The 14,943-nt window shown below is 72.9% G+C and carries 17 protein-coding genes and 1 riboswitch; of the genes, 3 read left to right on the top strand and 14 right to left on the bottom strand.

Features of this window, described 5'->3' with window-relative positions:
- Nucleotides 1–44 precede the first annotated feature (44 nt).
- The 8 genes from AB0L33_RS31795 to bioB all read right to left on the bottom strand — a co-directional run bounded on the left by AB0L33_RS31795 (nt 45) and on the right by bioB (nt 8,727).
- Nucleotides 45–914 (bottom strand): SGNH/GDSL hydrolase family protein, encoded by an 870-nt coding sequence (locus AB0L33_RS31795; RefSeq protein WP_365686932.1) that lies wholly within the window; start codon nt 912–914, stop codon nt 45–47.
- 82 nt (nt 915–996) lie between these two features.
- Nucleotides 997–2,016, bottom strand: a complete 1,020-nt coding sequence (locus tag AB0L33_RS31790) for a hemolysin family protein (protein ID WP_365686931.1) — start codon at nt 2,014–2,016, stop codon at nt 997–999.
- The gene (locus tag AB0L33_RS31785; RefSeq protein WP_365686929.1) at nt 2,013–3,350 is read right to left on the bottom strand and encodes a hemolysin family protein; all 1,338 of its coding nucleotides are present in this window, start codon (nt 3,348–3,350) and stop codon (nt 2,013–2,015) included. Before AB0L33_RS31785 ends, AB0L33_RS31790 begins: the two co-directional genes overlap by 4 nt.
- 166 nt (nt 3,351–3,516) lie before the next feature.
- Nucleotides 3,517–3,957, bottom strand: coding sequence for a GNAT family N-acetyltransferase (locus AB0L33_RS31780; protein ID WP_365686927.1), 441 nt, complete (start codon nt 3,955–3,957; stop codon nt 3,517–3,519).
- 63 nt (nt 3,958–4,020) lie between these two features.
- Nucleotides 4,021–5,304, bottom strand: coding sequence for a cytochrome P450 (locus tag AB0L33_RS31775; protein ID WP_365686925.1), 1,284 nt, complete (start codon nt 5,302–5,304; stop codon nt 4,021–4,023).
- 224 nt (nt 5,305–5,528) lie between these two features.
- The gene (gene bioD, locus AB0L33_RS31770) at nt 5,529–6,218 is read right to left on the bottom strand and encodes a dethiobiotin synthase (RefSeq protein WP_365686923.1); all 690 of its coding nucleotides are present in this window, start codon (nt 6,216–6,218) and stop codon (nt 5,529–5,531) included.
- 3 nt (nt 6,219–6,221) lie between these two features.
- A complete protein-coding gene (locus AB0L33_RS31765; protein WP_365686921.1) occupies nt 6,222–7,526 on the bottom strand; it encodes an adenosylmethionine--8-amino-7-oxononanoate transaminase in 1,305 nt (434 codons plus the stop codon).
- Nucleotides 7,519–8,727, bottom strand: a complete 1,209-nt coding sequence (gene bioB, locus AB0L33_RS31760; protein ID WP_365686919.1) for a biotin synthase BioB — start codon at nt 8,725–8,727, stop codon at nt 7,519–7,521. Before bioB ends, AB0L33_RS31765 begins: the two co-directional genes overlap by 8 nt.
- A gap of 142 nt (nt 8,728–8,869) precedes the next feature.
- On the opposite strand from bioB, the gene AB0L33_RS31755 reads away from it, so the two are divergent.
- Nucleotides 8,870–10,012 (top strand): 8-amino-7-oxononanoate synthase, encoded by a 1,143-nt coding sequence (locus tag AB0L33_RS31755; protein WP_365686917.1) that lies wholly within the window; start codon nt 8,870–8,872, stop codon nt 10,010–10,012.
- A 14-nt stretch (nt 10,013–10,026) separates the two neighbouring features.
- On the opposite strand, the gene AB0L33_RS31750 is transcribed toward AB0L33_RS31755, so the two are convergent.
- Both AB0L33_RS31750 and AB0L33_RS31745 read right to left on the bottom strand, forming a co-directional pair.
- A complete protein-coding gene (locus AB0L33_RS31750) occupies nt 10,027–10,224 on the bottom strand; it encodes a DUF397 domain-containing protein (RefSeq protein ID WP_365686915.1) in 198 nt (65 codons plus the stop codon).
- 25 nt (nt 10,225–10,249) lie between these two features.
- Nucleotides 10,250–11,110, bottom strand: coding sequence for a helix-turn-helix transcriptional regulator (locus tag AB0L33_RS31745; RefSeq protein WP_365686914.1), 861 nt, complete (start codon nt 11,108–11,110; stop codon nt 10,250–10,252).
- Nucleotides 11,111–11,315: 205 nt separating this feature from the next.
- Between AB0L33_RS31745 and AB0L33_RS31740 the strand changes: the two genes are divergently transcribed.
- Nucleotides 11,316–11,747 carry an ATP-binding protein gene (locus AB0L33_RS31740; RefSeq protein WP_365686912.1) on the top strand — a complete coding sequence of 144 codons (432 nt, stop codon included), beginning with the start codon at nt 11,316–11,318 and terminating at the stop codon, nt 11,745–11,747.
- A 10-nt stretch (nt 11,748–11,757) separates the two neighbouring features.
- On the opposite strand, the gene AB0L33_RS31735 is transcribed toward AB0L33_RS31740, so the two are convergent.
- From AB0L33_RS31735 to AB0L33_RS31725, 3 genes are all read right to left on the bottom strand, one after another.
- A complete protein-coding gene (locus tag AB0L33_RS31735) occupies nt 11,758–12,231 on the bottom strand; it encodes a C40 family peptidase (protein ID WP_365686910.1) in 474 nt (157 codons plus the stop codon).
- A gap of 3 nt (nt 12,232–12,234) precedes the next feature.
- Nucleotides 12,235–12,431, bottom strand: a riboswitch (cyclic di-AMP (ydaO/yuaA leader).
- Between the two features lie 306 nt (nt 12,432–12,737).
- Nucleotides 12,738–13,046, bottom strand: coding sequence for a hypothetical protein (locus AB0L33_RS31730; protein ID WP_365686908.1), 309 nt, complete (start codon nt 13,044–13,046; stop codon nt 12,738–12,740).
- Between the two features lie 7 nt (nt 13,047–13,053).
- On the bottom strand, nt 13,054–13,686 hold the full coding sequence (locus AB0L33_RS31725; protein WP_365686907.1) for an ATP-dependent Clp protease proteolytic subunit: 633 nt from the start codon (nt 13,684–13,686) through the stop codon (nt 13,054–13,056).
- Nucleotides 13,687–13,781: 95 nt separating this feature from the next.
- On the opposite strand from AB0L33_RS31725, the gene AB0L33_RS31720 reads away from it, so the two are divergent.
- Nucleotides 13,782–14,066 (top strand): type II toxin-antitoxin system Phd/YefM family antitoxin, encoded by a 285-nt coding sequence (locus AB0L33_RS31720; protein ID WP_365686906.1) that lies wholly within the window; start codon nt 13,782–13,784, stop codon nt 14,064–14,066.
- A gap of 79 nt (nt 14,067–14,145) precedes the next feature.
- Here the strand turns inward: AB0L33_RS31720 and AB0L33_RS31715 are convergent.
- A partial coding sequence (locus AB0L33_RS31715; protein WP_365686905.1) for a CAP domain-containing protein occupies nt 14,146–14,943 on the bottom strand: 798 nt, incomplete at its 5' end.

Raw genomic sequence — 14,943 nt, 5'->3', positions numbered from 1 at the left:
TGGCGGTTTGTGCAGCTCAGCGCCGCGGTCCGGTTTGTGCGTTGCTACGAACCGGACGCGTCCCGCGCCCCCCGCTCACCGGACTCCACCTGCCGCCACGTGGCCACCGGAGCCGCCCAGCCGTCCTCCTCCGGCGTCACCCAGAAGGCCCGCCCCAGCTCCGCGTCGAACTGCGCCCCGGCCCGGCCGTCACCCGACGAGCGCCCCGTCAGCCGCCGGCCGATCCAGGGCAGCAGGTGCTGCCGGGCGAACCGGACGTCCTCCACCCGCCGGGCGCCCCAGCGTGCCGGGGCCGACGCGGGCAGCGGGGTCCGCCAGTCGCTCTCCGCCGGCAGCCCCAGGGCCTGCCAGACGGCCTCGGCCACCCTGCGGTGTCCCTCGGCGGTGAGATGCAGCCGGTCGACGTCCCAGAGGCGCGGGTCGCCCAGCGCCGGGGCGCCGTACAGGTCGACCACCACCGCGCCGTGCCGGGCGGCCAGCTCGTCCACCAGTGCGAACAGCTCCTCCATGCGCGGCCGGAACCGGTCCAGGACGGGTCCGTTGCGGCCGGGGCTGCGCATCAGCACCAGCTGCCCGCAGGAAGGCGCCAGGCGTTCGACCGCCTCCTCGAGGCGTCCGCGCACCATGCCCATGTCGCACTTCGGGCGCAGGGTGTCGTTGAGGCCACCGACCAGTGTCACCACGTCCGCCCGCATGGCCGCCGCCACATCCACCTGCTCGTCCACGATCTGGGCGATGAGCTTCCCGCGTACCGCGAGATTGGCGTACCGGAAGCCCGGCGTGCGGGCGGCGAGCCGGGAGGCGAGCACATCGGCCCAGCCCCGGTACGAACCGTCGGGCAGCAGGTCCGACATGCCCTCGGTGAACGAGTCGCCGACCGCGACCAGACTGGTGTAAGAGGCATTCGTTTCCATGGCGATGCCGATCGTATCGCGGTGCCGTACGGCCCCGGCGGGCGAAGGGCGGCTCCGGACGGGAGCCCGGAACCGCCCCGGCTCAGCGGCTCTGCGGCCGGCCCACCAGCTCCCGGAGCACGTCCTCCATCGTCACCATGCCCGCGAGCCGGCCGTCCTCGTCCAGGACCGCCGCCAGGTGCGTACGGCTGCGCCGCAGCGCCGTCAGCGCGTCGTCCAGCGGTGTCGCCGCCCGGACCCGGGCGATCGGCCGCATCGAGGACACCGGGAACGGCATGTCGCGCGGGGTGACGTCCAGGGCGTCCTTCACATGGAGGTAACCGAGGATGCGCTGCTCCGCGTCCATCACCGGGAAGCGCGAGAAGCCCGTCTCGTACGACAGCCGCTCCAGCTCCTCCGGCGTCGCCCCGACCCGGATGTACATCACCCGGTCGACCGGCAGCACCACGTCCCGTACCGGCCGGCGGCCCAGCTCCAGCGCGTGGTGCAGGCGCTCGGCCGCCCGGTCGTCGACCAGCCCGGCGTCACCGGCGTCCTTCACCAGGCGCGCCAGCTCGTCGTCCGAGAACGTCGCCTCCACCTCGTCCTTCGTCTCCACCCGCAACAGCTTCAGCAGGGCGTTGGCGAAGGCGTTGATCGCGAAGATCACCGGGCGCAGCGCGCGCGCCAGGGTCACCAGCGGCGGACCGAGCAGCAGCGCGGAGCGCACCGGCTCGGCCAGCGCGATGTTCTTCGGGACCATCTCGCCCAGCAGCATGTGCAGATAGGTCGCCACCGTCAGCGCGATCACGAACGAGGCCGGGTGGACCAGACCGTGCGGCACGCCGACCGCGTCGAAGAGCGGCTCGAGCAGATGCGCGATCGCGGGCTCGGCGACGATACCGAGCACCAGGGTGCACAGGGTGATGCCCAGCTGCGCGGCCGCGAGCAGCGCCGAGACGTGCTCGAGGCCCCAGATGACGCTGCGCGCCCGCCGGTTCCCCTGCTCGGCCTGCGGCTCGATCTGGCTGCGGCGCACCGAGATCAGCGCGAACTCGGCGCCGACGAAGAAGGCGTTCACGACCAGCGTCAGCAGACCGATGAAGAGCTGTACGGCGGTCATCGCTCGTCCTCCGACGGCAGGTGGGCACCGGACAGCGGTGCGTGCAGCAGGGCCCGGGCGGCCCGGCGCCCGGAGGCGTCCACCACGTCGAGCCGCCAGCCGGCCAGCTCGACCGAGTCGCCCACGGCCGGGATGCGGCCGATCTCCGTGGCGATCAGGCCCGCCAGGGTCTCGTACGGGCCGTCCGGCACCCGCAGCCCGATCGTCTCCAGCTGGTCCGTGCGGGCGGCGCCGTCCGCCGACCACAGCACGCGCCCGTCGGCGTCCTCACCGGCGGGGGCCAGGTCCGGCGTCTCGTGCGGGTCGTGCTCGTCGCGCACCTCGCCGACGACCTCCTCCACGATGTCCTCCAGCGTCACCACGCCCGCCGTGCCGCCGTACTCATCGATCACGACCGCCATGGCGAGCTTCCCGGACAGCCGGTCGAGCAGCCGGTCCACGCTCAGCGTCTCGGGGACGAGCACCGGCTCGCGCAGCATCTCGGAGACCCGCTTGCGGGGGCGCTCCTCGGCCGGGACCGCCAGCACGTCCTTGATGTGGGCGACGCCCACGACGGTGTCGAGGCTGCCCCGGTAGACGGGGAAGCGGGAGAGGCCCGTGGCCCGGGTCGCGTTGGCGACGTCCTCGGCGGTCGCGCTGACCTCGAGGGCTGTCACCTGCACGCGCGGGGTCATCACGTTCTCCGCGGTGAGCTCCGGGAGGTTGAGGGTGCGGACGAACAGCTCGGCGGTGTCCGCCTCCAGGGCGCCCTCCTTGGCGGAGTGCCTGGCCAGCGCCACCAGTTCCTGCGGGCTGCGCGCGGTGGCCAGCTCCTCGGCCGGTTCGAGCCCGAAGCGGCGCACGATCCGGTTGGCGGTGTTGTTGAGGTGGCTGATGAAGGGGCGGAAGACGGCCGTGAAGGCCCGCTGCGGGGTGGCGACGGTCTTCGCCACCGCGAGCGGCGAGGAGATGGCCCAGTTCTTCGGGACCAGCTCGCCCACGACCATCAGAAACACCGTGGACAGGGCCGTGCCGATGACGAGCGCCACGGACGAGGCCACGCCGGGCGACAGGCCGACGGCCTCCACCGGACCCCGGATCAGCTTGGCGATGGACGGCTCGGAGAGCATGCCGACCACCAGGTTGGTGACCGTGATGCCGAGCTGCGCCCCGGACAGCTGGAAGGTGAGGCTGCGGACCGCCTTCATGGCACTCGCGGCCCCGCGCTCGCCCCGCTCGACGGCCCGTTCCAGCTGGCCGCGCTCCACCGTGGTCAGGGAGAACTCCGCGGCGACGAAGGCGCCGCAGGCGAGCGAGAGCAGTACCGCAACGAGCAGCAGAAGCACTTCGGTCATCGGTTCACCTCCGTCCCATGATCGGACAGGGACCGGCGGACCGCGCGATGTCGGTGGCTTCTGGGACTGGGAGGCTCGCCCATGGGCGGACGCTCACACCTTTCGTCGGGAGGGGCAGGACTGCCTCCCCATAGTAAAGGATCGGCAAAGTGACGGGTGCGGCCCGTCACCTTCCCCCTGTGCCCGGCCCGAGCGGCTTCACCCACCGCCGCCAGTGGTTCTCGCGCTGGAAGCCGGCCGCCCGCCAGGCGTGGTGCGCCCGCTCGTTCGCCTCCAGGACCATGGCGTCCACCCGCCGCCCGCCCAACTCGACGAAGCGCCGCTCCGCCGCGTCGAGCAGTGCGGTCGCGATGCCCTGGCGGCGGTGGTCCGGGTGGACGGCCAGCCGGTAGGCCGAGCACCGCCAGCCGTCGAAGCCCGCGATGACGCTCCCCACGAGCAGGCCCTCCCGTTCCGCGAGGAGCAGCGCCCCCGGGTCGCGGTCGATGAGCCGGGCCACCCCGTCGTGGTCGTCGCTGATGCTGGTGCCCTCCGCCGCCGTCCGCCAGAAGCCCAGCACGGCCTCGATGTCGGAAGGGGCGGCGGGGCGTATCGAGAGATCACTCATGCGCCGATCCCATCAGAGGACCGCTCACCGGGGCGAACGCTTTCCCGCCGGGACGGGAACGGCTCAGCGCAGCCGTGCGGGCAGCGACTCGACGCCGTACACGATGGACAGCTTGCGGAAGGACAGGGCCTGCGGCGGTACGGCGAGCCGCATCGCGGGAAAGCGCCGGACCAGGGCCGGGAAGGCGGAGCGAAGTTCCATCCGCGCGAGCTCCGCGCCGATGCAGCGGTGGATGCCGTACCCGAAGGCGAGGTGACCGGACGGAGTGACCCGGTCCACGTCGAACCGCCCGTCGTCCGTGACGTACGCCGGGTCGCGGTTGGCTCCGCTCAGCGAGCACAGCACCATGTCGCCGCGCGGGATCACCACCCCCGCGATCTCGATGTCCTCGCGGGCGAACCGGGGGAAGGCCATCTGCACGGCCGACAGATAGCGCAGCACCTCCTCCACGAAGGGCGCCGTCACCCCGTCGTCCGCGCGCAGCCGGTCCGCCACCTCCGGGTTGCGCAGCAGGACGAGGGCGCCGAGCGCGATGGTGCTGGCGGTCGTCTCGAAGCCCCCGGTGAGCACCCCGTCGGCCAGGCCCGCCAGTTCCTCGTCGTCCACGCTGTCCCCGTGCTCCCGCACGATCATCCCGAGCAGGCCGTCACCCGGCGCGCGCCGCTGGTCCCGGACGACGCCCCGGAAGTAGTCGAGCGACTCGGACATGGCACCGAACGGCGCCGTCGCCCCCTGGAACAGGTCGAAGCGGTCCATGGCCAGCTTCTGGAAGTCGGCGCGGTCCTCGTAGGGCACCCCGAGCAGCTCGCATATGGTCAGCGACGGCACCGGCAGCGCGAACGCGTGCACCAGATCGACCGGCCCCGGCGCGGCCGCCATCGCGTCCAGCCGCTCCGCGACGATGGCGTCGATCCTGGGCGTCAGCCTGCGCAGCCGGCGCATCGTGAACTCCGGCGTCAGGATGCGGCGCAGCCGCGTGTGCACCGGCGGATCGCTGAACCCCAGACCGCCCGGGCTCTGTTCGGCGGCTATGCCCGCGTTGCCCGCCAGGTGGGCGAAGTCCGTGCTGAAGCCGTCGGCGGAGCCGAGCACCGCCTTCGACTCCTCGTAACCGGTCACCACCCAGGCATCCATCCCGAACGGCAGCGCCACCCTGGACACCGGTGCGGCCGACCGGGTCTCGGCGAGCCGCCGGACCGGGTCGAGCCCGTCCCTGCGTAGCGGCATCAGCAGCTGTTCCGGGAGCAGTTTCATCGTGGTCGACCCGAATCCGTGCTTCTGGATCCTGGCCAGGTAGCCGCGCCCGAGCCGGGCCGTGATGCGGGAACGGAACGTCGTCGTACTCAATGTCACTCCATGAGTCGTCGCGAGAGCTGGTCGGACGGCGCGCCTGCGGCGCCAGGACGCGGCCGACCGCGGTGACCTCGGCTACCTGAGTCCTGAGCAGGAATTATGACCAGGTGTTCGACCAATGGGTGGCCCGGGTACGGAATCCGTCCGGGACAACACGCCGAACGGTCGCGCGGACGACCCCGCAAGGCTCCGGCCCGGCGGGGCGCCGCCCGCTCCGCTCAGCCCGGCGGCCGGTGGCCGCCCAGGGGTGCGGCCAGCCAACTCGCCGCCCGTGCACGGAAGTCGGCCGGGGCGAGCGAACCGGCGCCCTCCGGGACGACGCCCAGCAGCGGGGCGCCGGCGGCCACCGGGAGGTCCGCCACATTGCAGCGCTCCGCGAGCCCGGGAGCGGCCGGCATGCTGCCGATCACGACCCCCAGGCAGTCGAGCTCCCGCGCCCGCAGCGCCTCCGCCGTCAGGGCCGTGGAGTTCAGCGTGCCCAGACCGGCCGGGGCGACCACCAGGACCGGGGCGGCGAGCAGCCGGGCCGCGTCCGCCAGGGTCGCGCCCTCGTCGTCGAACCGTACGAGCAGCCCGCCGGCGCCCTCGACCAGGACCAGGTCGTGGTCGGCGGCCAGCTTCTCGGCGGCCTCGGCGACCTCGTACGGGCGCACCGGGTCCATTCCGGCACGGCGGGCGGCCGTCGCGGGTGCCAACGGCTCCGGGAAGCGGACGAGTTCGACCGCCGTGACGTGGGCGCCCGCCAGTCGCGCCACCTCGGCCACGTCACCGGGCTCGCCCGGCTCAAGACCGGTCTGGGCCGGCTTGAGGACGGCGACGCGGCGGTGCGCGGCGGCCGCCGCCACGGCCGCGGTCACGATCGTCTTGCCGATCTCCGTACCGGTACCGGTCACCACCAGAACGCTCATGTCTCAGCCCTCCCGCGCCGCAGCGCACACCGCGCGGCAGATGCGTGCCACATCGTCGTCACCCGTCACATACGGCGGCATGGTGTAGACGAGGTCCCGGAACGGCCGCAGCCACACCCCTTCGCGCACCGCGGCCGCGGTCGCCGCCGCCATGTCCACCTCGTGGTCCAGCTGGACGACCCCGATGGCACCGAGCACCCGCACATCACGGACCCCGGGCAGCTCCCGTGCCGCCGCCAGCCCTTCGTGCAGCCCGGACTCGATCCGCTTCACCTCCTGCTGCCAGTCCTGGCCCAGCAGCAGGTCGATGGAGGCGCAGGCCACCGCGGCGGCCAGCGGGTTGCCCATGAACGTCGGTCCGTGGGCGAGCACCGGCACCTCGCCGCGCGAGATGCCGTCGGCCACCTCGCTCGTGCACAGCGTCGCCGCCATCGTGAGATAGCCGCCGGTCAGCGCCTTGCCCACGCACATCACATCGGGGGAGACCCCCGCGTGCTCGGCGGCGAACAGCTTTCCCGTACGCCCGAAGCCCGTCGCGATCTCGTCGAACACGAGCAGCACGCCGTGCGCGTCGCACGCCTCGCGCAGCACGCGCAGACAGCCGGGGGAGTGGAAGCGCATGCCGCCCGCCCCCTGGACCACCGGCTCCACGATCACGGCCGCCAGTTCGTCCGCGTGGTGCGCGATCAGCTCGCGCAGGTGCGCCGCGTACGCGGGGTCGGGCCCGGAGTCGTAACCGGCGGGAGGCTCGTCCGCGAAGACCTGGCGGGGCAGGGCGCCGGACCACAGCTCGTGCATCCCGCCCTCGGGGTCGCACACCGACATCGGCTGCCAGGTGTCCCCGTGGTAGCCGCCGCGCCAGGTCAGCAGGCGCTGCTTGGCCGGCCGCCCGGCCGAGCGCCAGTACTGCAGGCACATCTTCACGGCGACCTCGACCGACACGGAGCCCGAGTCGGCGAGGAACACGTGGCGCAGCGGCTCCGGGGTGATCTCCACCAGCCGGGCCGCCAGCCGGACGGCCGGTTCATGCGTGAGCCCGCCGAACATCACATGGCTCATCCGGTCCAGCTGGCCGCGCGCCGCCTCGTTCAGCACGGGGTGGTTGTAGCCGTGCACGGCCGACCACCACGAGGACATCCCGTCGACCAACTCGTGCTGTCCGTGAGCGGGTTCGGCGAGCCGCAGCCGGACCCCGGACGCGGACTCCACGACCAGCGGCTCCTGCCGGCCCGGCATGGGGCCGTACGGATGCCAGACGTGCGCCCGGTCCAGGTCCCGGAGTGCGGCGGGGGAGAGCGGCTCAGGCATTGGGAGCGAGGTCCGTGCCCGCGCCGCGGCGGCGGACCGCCACCAGGTCCGTGCGGGCACCCGGCACCTGTGTCTCCGGCGCCTCCGCAGCGGGTGCGGGCTCCGCCTCCGCGGCCTCCCCGCACGGACCGCAGCCGCCGCCCGCGTGCGCACCGCAGCCCTCGGCCGCGTGCGCACCGCAGCCCGCCGCCGCGTCCGCGCGGTGCCGGGGGAGCGTCGTCGTGCCCGCCCCCTCCACCTCGAAACCGGCGTCCGCGATCATGTCCAGATCCGCCTGCCCGGCCTGGCCCTCACTGGTCAGGTAGTCGCCCAGGAAGATGGAGTTGACCAGGTGCAGGGCGAGCGGCTGCATCGAGCGCAGATGGACCTCGCGCCCGCCCGCGAGCCGCACCTCCACGTCCGGGCAGACGAACCGCACCATCGCCAGGATGCGCAGACAGCGCTGCGGCGTCAGGTTCCACTCCTTGGCGAGCGGGGTCCCCTCGAACGGGATCAGGAAGTTGACCGGGACGGAGTCCGGGTCCAGTTCGCGCAGCGAGAAGACCACGTCGACCAGATCGGCGTCGCTCTCGCCCATGCCCGCGATCAGCCCCGAGCACGCGGAGAGCCCGGCGGCCTGCGCCTGCTGCACGGTCTCGACGCGGTCGGCGTAGGTGTGGGTGGTCGTGATCTCCCCGTACGTGCCCTCGGACGTGTTGAGGTTGTGGTTGTACGCGTCGGCGCCCGCCGAACGCAGCCGGTCGGCCTGGCCCTCGGAGAGCAGACCGAGGCAGGCACAGACCTCGACGCCCTCGTTCTCCTCCTTGATGGCCTCGATGGTCTTCGAGACCCGGTCGACGTCCCGGTCCGTCGGGCCCCGGCCACTGGCCACCAGGCACACGCGCTTGGCGCCGCCGGCCACCCCTGCCGCCGCCGCCTTCGACGCCTCCTCGGGCTTCAGCCAGGTGTACTTGAGGATCTCGGCCTTGGAACCGAGCCGCTGCGAACAGTACGAGCAGTCCTCGGGGCAGAGCCCGGACTTCAGATTGACCAGATAGTTCAGCTTCACCCGCCGCCCGAACCACTGACGGCGCACCTTGCCCGCCGCGGCCACCACGTCGAGCAGTTCGTCGTCCGGGGTCGCCAGTACGGCGAGCGCTTCTTCACGGGTCGGCAGCTCGCGCCGCAGCCCCTTGTCCACCAGCGTGTTCAGGAGGTCCATGGCGATGATCCTGACGCACCGCACCGCCCGGAGCCAAGGAGGAACCGGACAACAGAGCTCACGTGGGGTGTGTGCATCGCCACACCGTGTCTCGGCATGAGCCCGGTTAGGGTCTGTGAGCTGCCTACAAAAGGGACCGCCCATGCCCGCCACCCCGTTCGACTGGATCGAAGACGAGGCGCGCCGGCGCGCGGACGCGGGTCTCGTCCGCCGGCTGCGGCCCCGCGAGGCCGGAGCGGGGCTCCTGGACCTCGCGAGCAACGACTACCTCGGCCTCACCCGGCACCCGGAGGTGACCTCCGCCGCCGCGGACGCGGCGCGCCGCTGGGGCGGAGGGGCGACCGGCTCCCGGCTGGTCACCGGTTCGACCGCGCTGCACGGCGAGCTCGAACGCGAACTCGCCGCGTTCTGCGGCTTCGAGGCCGCGCTCGTCCTCTCCTCCGGTTACGCCGCCAACCTCGCGGCCCTCACCGCGCTCACCGGACGCGGCGCCCTCATCGCGTCGGACGCGGGCAACCACGCCTCCATCGTGGACGGCTGCCGCCTCTCCCGGGCCGAGACCGCCGTCGTCCCGCACGCCGACCCGGAGGCCGTCCGCAAGACGCTGCGCGGGCACGAGGGCCGGAAGCTCGCCGTCACCGACTCGGTGTTCTCCGTGGACGGCGACGCCGCGCCGCTGGCCGCGCTGGCCGCCGTCTGCCGGGCGGAGGGCGCCGCGCTCCTGGTGGACGACGCGCACGGACTCGGCGTGCTCGGCGAGGGCGGACGGGGCGCGCTCGACGCGGCGGGGCTCGCGGGAGACGCGGACGTCGTGGCCACGCTCACCCTGTCCAAGTCCCTGGGCAGCCAGGGCGGCGCGGTCCTCGGACCGGCCCGGGTCATCGAGCACCTGGTCAACACCGCCCGGACGTTCATCTTCGACACCGGACTCGCACCGGCCGCCGCCGGCGCCGCCCTGGGCGCGCTGAGGCTGCTGCGCCGCGAACCGGCGCGCGCGCTCAGGGCGCGTACGGTCGCCACCGCGCTGTACGAGGGGCTGACGGCGGCCGGTCTGACCGCGGCGCGGCCCGACGCGGCGGTCGTCTCGGTCCGGGCGCCCTCGGCCGACGCCGCCGTGCGCTGGGCCGCCGACTGCCGCACGGCCGGGATGGCGGTGGGCTGCTTCCGGCCGCCGTCCGTGCCCGACGGCATCTCGCGGCTCCGGCTGACCGCCCGCGCCGACCTGACCGGTGATCAGGTAGCGCGGGCGGTGGAGACGGTGCGGAGGACCGCACCGCGGAGCTGAGACGGTGGTCCGGCTCAGCGTTTCAAGCCGGAGACGAAGGACGTCCAGGCCGCCGTGGAGAACTCCAGGGGCGTCCTGGCCACGTCCTTCGAGTCGCGGACGGCCAGCAGCCGCCCGCCTCCGGACGGCGCGGTCTCCACGCAGTTGTTCATTCCCGTGCTGTAGCTGCTGCTGCGCCAGCGCAAGGCGTGCCGGGCGAGGTGATCGGACATGACGCTTCCTCCGGGCGGTGGGGGGTCACCGGTCGCCGCGGTCGATCGCGGCGATCCGGTCCAGCGTGTGCTCCGGCGACAGCGCGTGCGCCTGAAGGGTCTCGAAGGCCGAGCTGTACGCCGCAAGGTCTTCTTTCCGTTCCAGGTAGAGGCTACTCGTCAAGTGGTCGAGAACGACCACGTCAAGGTCGGAAGCAGTCGGAAAAGAGAAGATAACGAAAGGGCTGGTGAGGCTGACATAGCCGCCGACCGAGAACGGAAGCAACTGGAGTCGCACATGGGGAAGTTGTGCCACCCGGGCGAGATGGCGCAGCTGCTCCCTCATCACCCGCCTGCCGCCGACCTCCCGGTGCAGCACCGCCTCGTCCAGGACCGCGCTCAGCCGCAGCGGCGGATCGCTCCGCAGCACCCCCTGCCGGGTCAGCCGTACCTCCACCAGCGAGTCCAGCTGACCGGACGGCAGCCCGTCCAGGGAGGCCCGGGTCACCGCGCGGGCGTAGTCGGCCGTCTGCAACAGGCCCGGTACCACCGTGGTCTCCAGCGTCCGGGCGGTGCGCGCCTGCGATTCCAGGCTGATGAAGTCGCGGTACTGGGGCGGGATGAGCCCCCGGTAGGCGTGCCACCAGCCCGCACCGCCCCCGCCCGCCGAACCGGCGAGCGCGCCCAGGACCTCGCGGAGCTTCGGATCGTCCATGCCGTACGCGTCGAGGAGCCGGTCCACGTCGTCCGGCCGCACCCCGCTGACACCTGTCTCGATCCTGCTCACCTTCGACTGGTGCCAGCCGAGGAGCGCCGCCGCCTCCCGGCTCGTGAGACCTGACGCGTGGCGCAGGCTCCGCAGCTCCTCTCCCAGCTTGCGGCGCCGCACCGCAGGGCCGTGCTGCATCCGAATGGCTCCCTCCACTGCCCGACGAGCAGACAGTGTGGCGCCGGAGCGGGTCCGCGTGGGCGGAGTTCACCGGTTTGAGGGACAGATATATGCATATCTTGGTGGATCGCCGCCGCGGAGGGCAGCATCAGTGGCACGCTGGCGCGAAGCACAACCGGACCGCTCGGCGGGCCGGTACCGGGTGGGAAAGGGACGGCTCGCCATGGCAGACCATCAGGAAGCACGTGTCACCCTGCCGAGCGAGCGGGTCTCGGTCTCCGCGGCCCGCGGGTTCGTCGCCCGGGTGCTGACGGAGTGGGGCCTGCCCGAGGACGCGGAGGCCGCCGACGCCGTCCGCCTCATCATCTCGGAGCTGGCCACCAACGCCGTCCTGCACACCTTCGGGCAGTCGCCCACCTTCACCGTGGACCTGCGTCTCGAACGGGACGAGGAGCTGCGCCTCGGAGTGACGGACAGCCATCCCCGCCGGCCCCGGCGACTGCCCGCCGCCGTCCAGCAGGACAACGGACGCGGCATGGTCATCATCCGCTCCCTGGCCAAGGAGTACGGCGGCCGGCTGGCCGTCACACCCACCGCCGACGGCGGCAAGACCGTCTGGGTGGCGCTCCCGTGGCAGGCCCCCGTCCAGCCCTGAGACGGGCGGGTCAGCCGACGCGGCCGTAGGAGACGCTCCTGGTCCAGATCTTCTCCAGCCGGACCACGGCGCCGGTCTTCGGCGAGTGCCAGATCTTCCCGCTGCCGGCGTAGATGCCCACGTGGTAGACGCTGCGCCCCGCATGGAAGAAGACCAGGTCACCTCGTTGGCGCTGGGACGCCGAGATGTGCCTGGTCCTGTTGTACTGCTGCTGGGCCGTGCGGGGGAGTTGCTTGCCCGCCTTCTTGAACGAGTAGAGCGTCAGCCCCGAACAGTCGAAGCTGCCGGGCCCGGTGGCGCCCCAGCGGTAGGGTGCCCCCTTCTTCGACGCGGCGATCTTCAGGGCCTTCATCGCGTGGCCGGCCGCCTGCGCCTCGGGCGCGGCTCCTGGGACGCACAGCGTGCCGCCGACGGCGGCGAGAGTCATGGCCGAGGCCGTGGTGGCCCGGACGAGCAGAGACGGGACATGAACCTGCGCACTCATGCGCAACCCTTCGTCAGCCGCCTGTGAAGGATGACCTGTCGGGTTCGGGCTGGCGAAGTCGCCCGGCCGCGCGATGCGGCTTCACCCCGAGGGACAACCGGAGATCCGGCGGTCCCGTAGTGCTCGGGTCCTCCACTCCTGCCGATCCACTCCTGTCGACCAGTCATCCGGGCGGCGGCAGGACTCGGCGTCCGCCCGGACCGCCCCGCCGCGGTGGCGGGGGCTTGTCGTCCCAGGGATCTTGACTCACCTCGTGCCGGATTTCCGAGCCGGAACGGCCATCGGTGAAGACCGTCCCGGATGGCCCGTTCAGGTGGACGGAAACCCGGACGGCCGTCCGCCGGCCGCCCGGGGCCACGGCCGTACCAGCGGTGTCGCGAAGGAAACCGCCCCCCGCGCATCAGGAAAAGGCAAATCGGACCGTCGCTCGTGAGAGGGAACGCCTACGCCGAACGAGCGAGGAAATCTCGCGCACCTCCCGGGCGTGTCGGCGACCTGCGGCGGCCTCAGTCCGGCGCGGCGGGCGGCAGCGCGACCCGGGCCGCCCTCCGCTCGCCGTCCAGCTCCCGCAGAGCGCGGGTCAACGTGCCGCTGTGGATACGGGTTTCGCCGCGTCGGTGCATCAGCGCGAGCGCGTCCCGCAGGGCCGCCGCGTGCGAGGCGAGCGCCTGCGCGGCGCGCAGGGCCGTGTAGGTGTCGTCGCCGTGCGCCGGATTGATCCGGCCCACCTGGTCGACCACCCGCAGATAGTGGTCGATGAACTCGGACTCGGCCCGGGTCAGGGCGGGCAGCGGCGAGAACTCCGATGGCTGCATCGCCGGTTCACCACCCGGAGCGCGGCGGCACCGGGAGCCGGTTCCGCACGATGTGGTCGACCAGCCCGTACGCCAGGGCGCCCTCCGCGTCGAGGGTGAGGTCGCGCTCGGTGTCCTCCGTGACCTGCTCGACGGAGCGCCCCGTGTGCCGGGCCAGCATGCCGGTCATCGTGGCGCGCATCCGGGCCATTTCGCGCGCCTCGATCTCCAGGTCGGAGGGCTGCCCCTGGACCGGCTCGTCCAGTGCGGGCTGGCTGACGACCACCTTGGCGCCGGGCAGCATGTGCCGCCGGCCCGGGGCGCCCGCGGCGAGCAGGACGGCCGCCCCGGCCCCCGCCCGGCCCAGGCAGTAGGTCTCCACCTCGCAGCTGAGGAAGTTCATCGTGTCGTACAGGACCGTCATCGCGCCGAACGAGCCGCCCGGCGAGTTGATGTACAGCGAGACGGGCCGGTCCGGCGCGTCGTGCTCCAGGTACATCAGCTGGGCGACCAGGTCGTTGGCGGCCGTCTCGTCCAGGGCCGTGCCCAGGAAGACGACGCGCTCGGCGAGCAGCTTGGAGTACGGGTCGAGGGTCCGGGTCCCCTGGGAGGTGCGCTCGGTGAACTCGGGCAGGACGTGACGGGCGACGGGACGGTACACGGCTGTGCCTCTCCTCCGGCCGCGCGGGCACAGCGGGCGCCCGCGCACGCTTCCGTAAAAAATGTACAGGACGTACAGAAGGTTATGATGGGAGCATGGCTTACGAGATTCCGGTGACGCAAGCCCGGGCTGAACTCGCCGAACTGATCAACCGAGTCGTCTACGGCGGCGAGCGCGTGGTCGTCACGCGGCACGGCAAACCGCTCGTCGCCCTCGTATCGGCCGCTGACCTCGAACGACTCGAGAAGGATGAGGCGGCGGAGCAGGAGCACGTGATCAGCTCGGTCTCCTCGATCGGCGCCGCCCCGTCCGCTCCGGGCGAACGTCAGCGCTTCGGGATCGCGGCGGAGCACCGGGGCCACCCCGGCCGGGACGACTGACCTCCCTGCACGGCAGTGCGCCCCCGTCCGTGGGGACGGGGGCGCACTCCTGCGCGGCGAGCGCCGTCAGCCGCCGTACTCACATCTCCGCGCCGAAGTCCTGGGTCCAGACGATGCCTCCGGGGCTGTTCCGGATGCCCACGCCCAGCTCCTTGAACGAGCAGTTCAGGATGTTGGCCCGGTGGCCGGGGCTGTTCATCCAGGAGTTCATCACGTCGGCCGGCGTCCGCTGTCCCTTCGCTATGTTCTCCCCGTACGTGCTCCACCGGTAGCCGGCGGCCGTGATCCGCTCGCCGGGGCCCGAGCCGTCCTGCGAGGTGTGCGAGAAGTAGTCGTGCGCGGCCATGTCCTCGGAGTGCCGTTGCGCGGCGGCCGTCAGCTCGTCGTTGCCGGTCACCGGCCCGCAGCCCTCCTTCGCGCGCTCGGCGTTGACCAGCGCCAGGACCTGTTCCGCGTCCGAGGGCGGGCTCGGCGTGGTACGGGCCGGGGCCGGCCGGGTCGCGGACTTCGTCGCCGGGGGACGCCTGGTGGCGGAGGCCGTCCTCTTCGGCTCCGCCCGGTCCTTCTTCCTCGTGGCGCTCGGGCTCGGGCTCGGGCTCCCGGCGGAGTGCGAGGGAGAGGCGGACGGCGTCGCGGACGCCCCGGCCGAAGCGGCCGAGGTGACGGCGCCGTCGGCCTCCGGCGCGTTCGCGACGGACACCTCGTCGCCCCCGTCGTCACCCGTCGACAGATGGACGGCGGCGCCCCCCGCCCCCAGCACGCCCACCGCGAGGACGGAGGCCACCACGGCGTTGCGCCGGCGGCGGCGCGCCTGGTCCCGCCGCAGCGCCGCCCGGCCCGGCCGTGCGGGCGCGCCGAGGGGCGTGCCGGCCGCGCC

Origin of the sequence: Streptomyces sp. NPDC052299 (assembly GCF_040679335.1) — a bacterium.
Classification (GTDB): domain Bacteria; phylum Actinomycetota; class Actinomycetes; order Streptomycetales; family Streptomycetaceae; genus Streptomyces.
The sequence above is the reverse complement of the archived record's forward strand: the minus strand, read 5'-3'. Positions and strand labels throughout refer to the sequence as shown.